The 4,468-nt window shown below is 51.8% G+C and carries 6 protein-coding genes; all 6 read left to right on the forward strand.

The window, feature by feature from the left end; genetic code table 11:
• A partial coding sequence (locus GSQ94_RS15755; RefSeq protein ID WP_216843107.1) for an RHS repeat-associated core domain-containing protein occupies positions 1 to 1,102 on the forward strand: 1,102 nt, incomplete at its 5' end.
• Positions 1,103 to 1,118: 16 nt separating this feature from the next.
• Positions 1,119 to 1,400 (forward strand): DUF4288 domain-containing protein, encoded by a 282-nt coding sequence (locus tag GSQ94_RS15760; RefSeq protein WP_158944828.1) that lies wholly within the window; start codon positions 1,119 to 1,121, stop codon positions 1,398 to 1,400.
• 3 nt (positions 1,401 to 1,403) lie between these two features.
• Positions 1,404 to 1,823, forward strand: coding sequence for an RHS repeat-associated core domain-containing protein (locus GSQ94_RS21870; RefSeq protein ID WP_158944829.1), 420 nt, complete (start codon positions 1,404 to 1,406; stop codon positions 1,821 to 1,823).
• An 876-nt stretch (positions 1,824 to 2,699) separates the two neighbouring features.
• Positions 2,700 to 3,605 (forward strand): RHS repeat-associated core domain-containing protein, encoded by a 906-nt coding sequence (locus GSQ94_RS15770; RefSeq protein ID WP_158944830.1) that lies wholly within the window; start codon positions 2,700 to 2,702, stop codon positions 3,603 to 3,605.
• Positions 3,606 to 3,609: 4 nt separating this feature from the next.
• Complete coding sequence (locus GSQ94_RS15775) at positions 3,610 to 4,065, forward strand: hypothetical protein (protein WP_158944831.1); 456 nt, start codon at positions 3,610 to 3,612, stop codon at positions 4,063 to 4,065.
• A gap of 56 nt (positions 4,066 to 4,121) precedes the next feature.
• Entirely contained in the window at positions 4,122 to 4,439 is a 318-nt protein-coding gene (locus GSQ94_RS21875) for an RHS repeat-associated core domain-containing protein (protein WP_371417537.1), read from the forward strand.
• Positions 4,440 to 4,468: the final 29 nt, after the last annotated feature.

The following is a 4,468-nucleotide window of genomic DNA, read 5'->3' on the forward strand; positions in this document are numbered from 1 at the left end:
GACAGACACGATCTTCTTCGGCGGCCGTCCTATCGCACGCTATAGTGGCGGAGCTTGGACAGATCTGATCTACGGCCCCAATGGGATGTTTGCTGAAGTCGCGGGTACCGAAACCGCTCTACCCAACTATCGGCTGCTCGATCATCTCGGAAATCAAGTCGGGACAGTCGGCAGCACCATACTGCTTACCAACCCCCTCGACTACACGCCCTTCGGCCAGACATTCTCAGGATCGACCAACGACCCCTTCATCTTCACCGGCAAAGAAAGGGACATCGAGAGTGGAAACGATAACTTCGGGGCTAGGTACTACAGTTCTTCCACCGGCAGGTTCATGAGCCCCGATTGGAGTAGTGATCCTGATGCAATTCCCTTCGCAGACCTGAGCAATCCGCAAAGCCTGAATCTGTACGGGTATGTCCAAAACAATCCCTTGTCCGTCACCGATCCAGATGGACATTGCGGCAACTCATATTCTCTTACGGAGAGCTTTGACGGCAATGTCATTCAATCGGAAAGTTCGTCGGACGGGCCTTGTATCTCTACGACCATCAACGGCATTCTGAACGGAATCGGCAATGCCGGTTCACGATTGGCACAGACGGCAACTCAGGCCGCACAGCAAGTAACTAATTTCGTCAATGCTCCGAGGAGTGCAACGTGTATGGCTGGCGCTGCTGCAGGTGGAGCAGCTACCGGGGCGGTTGTCGGAGGTGTTACGGGTGGAATTGCTGGAGGTGCTGGCGGGACACTTGTAGCGCCTGGGATAGGAACTGTTGGAGGCGGTGTGGCCGGGGCCGCCGAAGGAACGACCTACGGTGCGATGGCTGGCGCATCACTTGGGACCGCATATGGAATGTTCTCTTGCGCAACTGGCGCCGGTAGTGGCGGCAGCGGCAAGTTCGATAAGAGAAATCCTTCTCACCGTAAGATGACGGCTAGCGAGATCATTTCGCAATTCAAGAAAGGTGGCATAAGATCCGTCTTTCCTTCTGAAAAGCTCGGTCTCACATTTGAAACAATTGAAAGCCAGGCTAGGTCAGGAGATAGCGCCGCTCAAACGGCAGTTAAACTTTTGACTGACAGCCGGTTCAACAAGTAGAGGAAGGAAACGGTCTATGAAATGGTATACGGCAAAGTGTCTCTACCGAACGCATTTTCATGATTCAACCCAATGCTCCGGGATACTTGGAGAATATCGCTACTACTTAGTGATGGGCGACGATGAGGATGCTGCTCGGGAGAAATCTGTGAATATCGCACGGAACAATGCTCACGGTTATTTGAACGCGGAAGGCGGCACTACAGCGTGGATTTTTGAGGAGGTAGTTGAATTGCATGAAATTCTCGCTCCTGAATTATCCGAAGGAGTCGAAATATTCTCGGAATACATACCGTAGTTATTGGTTTCGCAACGCCATTTCACCGGCAAGGAAAGAGACGCAGAGTCAGGGCTGGACAACTTCGGGGCTAGGTACTTCGGAAGCAACATGGGGCGGTTCATGAGTCCCGATCCGGGCATTCCATCCCCGCTACATCTCCTCAATCCGCAACGCTGGAATATGTACAGCTACGGTTTGAACAATCCCCTCTCATATACCGATTCGACGGGAATGGATGCTGCGGCAGGAATTTCAGCAAAGAAATTGCAATCGTCGGGCATCAAGGCATTATGTCTGTCCACTCCGACGGGACTGTTGTCTACGCCAGATTTGGACCTGCAGGCGGCAGTAGCCCTGCTGGACCAGGGGCAGTCCAATCATTCACTCTCTCGAATAAGGTGCAGTTCGATTCTAACGGGCAACCGACGGCCGACTCTTTGAATGCCGTCAAAAAGGAGCTCGCAACTTCTGGTCCGGAAAAGGGACAGGACCCGAGTTCCATCAGACTCAATTACTTCAAGATTTCCCCTCAAGAGACAGCTAATTTGGACATATGGATTAAACAGCAACAGGATGCTTCCAACGCCGGAAAGGCGCCTGGATATAACGTCGTCACCAACAACTGCACGATGTTTTGTCAGCGGGGTTTGGTTGCTGCTGGAGCACTTGATCAGAACCAAGCGAACCACGCTTCGCCCGCGCCGAATGGATTCTATCGACAGCTATTGGAACTTCAGTCTCATCAACCATGTTTTACAACCAGCACAGATGACGGCTTAGGGAATAGAAGTCAGTCGGGGTGCCAATGAGAGGCGGCCTGAAACTCAAAATCGCTGTTTTTTTCTTGGTAGCCTTCGTGGTGTTGATTGCTATGATCACGGGCGCTTATTGGTGGTCAAACACGCCTCCAAAGCGGCCTCACAATGTTTCTGAAGGTGCAGTTTTCCTGTGGGCCGGACACCTTGGCCTTCCCGCGTCAAAACACGGTACATGGCTAGAGTGCTGGACTGATTCCCGGGTCGGGGAGAACAGGTGCCGGTTAACTGAAATGGACGGCACACGCTCGTTTGACGGAGTTTTTCTCGCAAATATAGGGAGCAAACCGGTTCCTCAATCAGAATTAGAGATGCTAAGCGAACAGACGAGTCAAAGTGTGGATTTGTGGGTCCGGGTAAACGCCCAGCTTGTACCGCTCATATTTCTGAAAAGCGGAAGGGTGCTCATTCCTAGTGATGCTTATCAAGAGGGCCTGGCAAAACTGGAGCATCTCCGTCAGGTGCAGGGAAAATAGCTTTACGACGTGCAAGACCCAAGGCTATGACGCTCTACGCCAGTAGTGCAAATGAAGTACGTTTCGTACGATCCTGTTACACCGGCAAAGAAAGAGACACAGAATCAGGGCTGGATAATTTTGGGGCAAGATACTACGGATCGAATATCGGCCGGTTCATGAGCCCTGACTGGGACAATGATCCTGATGCGGTTCCCTATGCTGATTACGAAAATCCACAGAGCTTGAACCTATATGGGTATGTCCAGAACAATCCCTTGTCCGTCACTGATTCGGAAGGACACTGCGGCAATTCGGTAACTAGCACGACTTCGTTTGACGGTAATGTCATCGAATCGTCTAGTTCGTCCGATGGTCCTTGTCTGACCAGCAGCCTAGACGGCATTCTAGACGGAATTGGGAACGCCGGCTCACGATTGGCACAGACGGCAACTCAGGCCGTACATCAAGTCGCGAACATCATGAACACGCCGGGGGGAGCAGGCTGCATGGCCAGTCTAACGGCGGGGGGAGCAATAACAGGGAGTGCTTCTGCAGCAGCTCCGGGACTTTTAGGTTTGGTAGGGGGAGGGGGAGGGGTCTTAGTCACTGAACCTTTGGCGCTAGGCATTGGTGGTGTAGGGGGAGCAGGTTCAGGATTTGTATTGGGTATGACTGCTTGTCCAGGAGGTGCGGCGGGTGGTGGGCGCAGTAACGGAAGCAGTGCACGTTTAACCAAGCAGCAACAAAGACAAACAGCCAAGTACTTAGGTATGAAAGAAGTGAAAGGCCTGACATCACAGGGGCAGGCCGTCTTTGAAAAGGGTGGTCGTTATTTCTCCTTTTCGAACACCGATCATGCAGGTGATCTCGGGGAAGTATTCAAGGAATTGGATAGAAATGGCAATCGAATTGCTACTACTGACTTGAACTTCAACCGGATTGGACGATAGACAAATGTTTTCAATAGGATTTACCGACGAAGCACTTGAATACCCCTTCGACGACACAAGCATCCCGGCTGCGCCGGGATGCTTGACCTTGGGCACATCGACAGAAGACTTCTTAGCAAATATGTCTCTGTGGGACAAGGCGGCTTACGAGTCCCATTGGAACCGGGAATTGGTGGCGCTCGTTCACGGAAGCCGAAAGGTCGCGCTAGTGGTATCGTATGACAACCCTGAAGCCTCTTCGAACTTGGAGATTTGGCGTGTATATCGAGACGGAGATTGGGCCTATTTTCAAAACCAACTCTTTCCATACAGCCATCTTCCAGAGAATTTCGATATCTCTGAGATCAGCCAGTACATCCAGGACCGAGTGGTGATAACCGCCGAGGGAAACAGGATTTCCGAATGGGATGTGCCCATAAGCGACATCGAGTCATTTCTTCCGCGTATCTTGATCTCCTAGCCTTACGAGTTTGAAAGACGATGCTGCTCTTCGCATCGGGCTCCGGTATGATGCACATGCCTTCATCTACGACAGAGGTTGACGTTTGTGCATCCCGTTATACCGGCAAAGAACGAGATGCTGAATCCGGCCTCGACTACTTCGGGGCCAGATACTACGGATCGAGCATGGGAAGGTTCATGTCGCCCGACTGGGACAGTGATCCTGATGCGGTTCCCTATGCAGATTACGAAAACCCACAAAGCCTGAACCTATACGAGTATGTCCAGAACAATCCCTTGTCCGTCACTGATTCGGAAGGACACTGTGACCTGCTCCCTTGGATCCGCACCTACGCAAGTATGATTTCGGATTCAGGGAGGAGAGCAGTATGAGCAAGAGCAAGCACAGCGAAGCGCAGATT

This window comes from Granulicella sp. S190, assembly GCF_009766095.1.
Taxonomy (GTDB): domain Bacteria; phylum Acidobacteriota; class Terriglobia; order Terriglobales; family Acidobacteriaceae; genus Edaphobacter.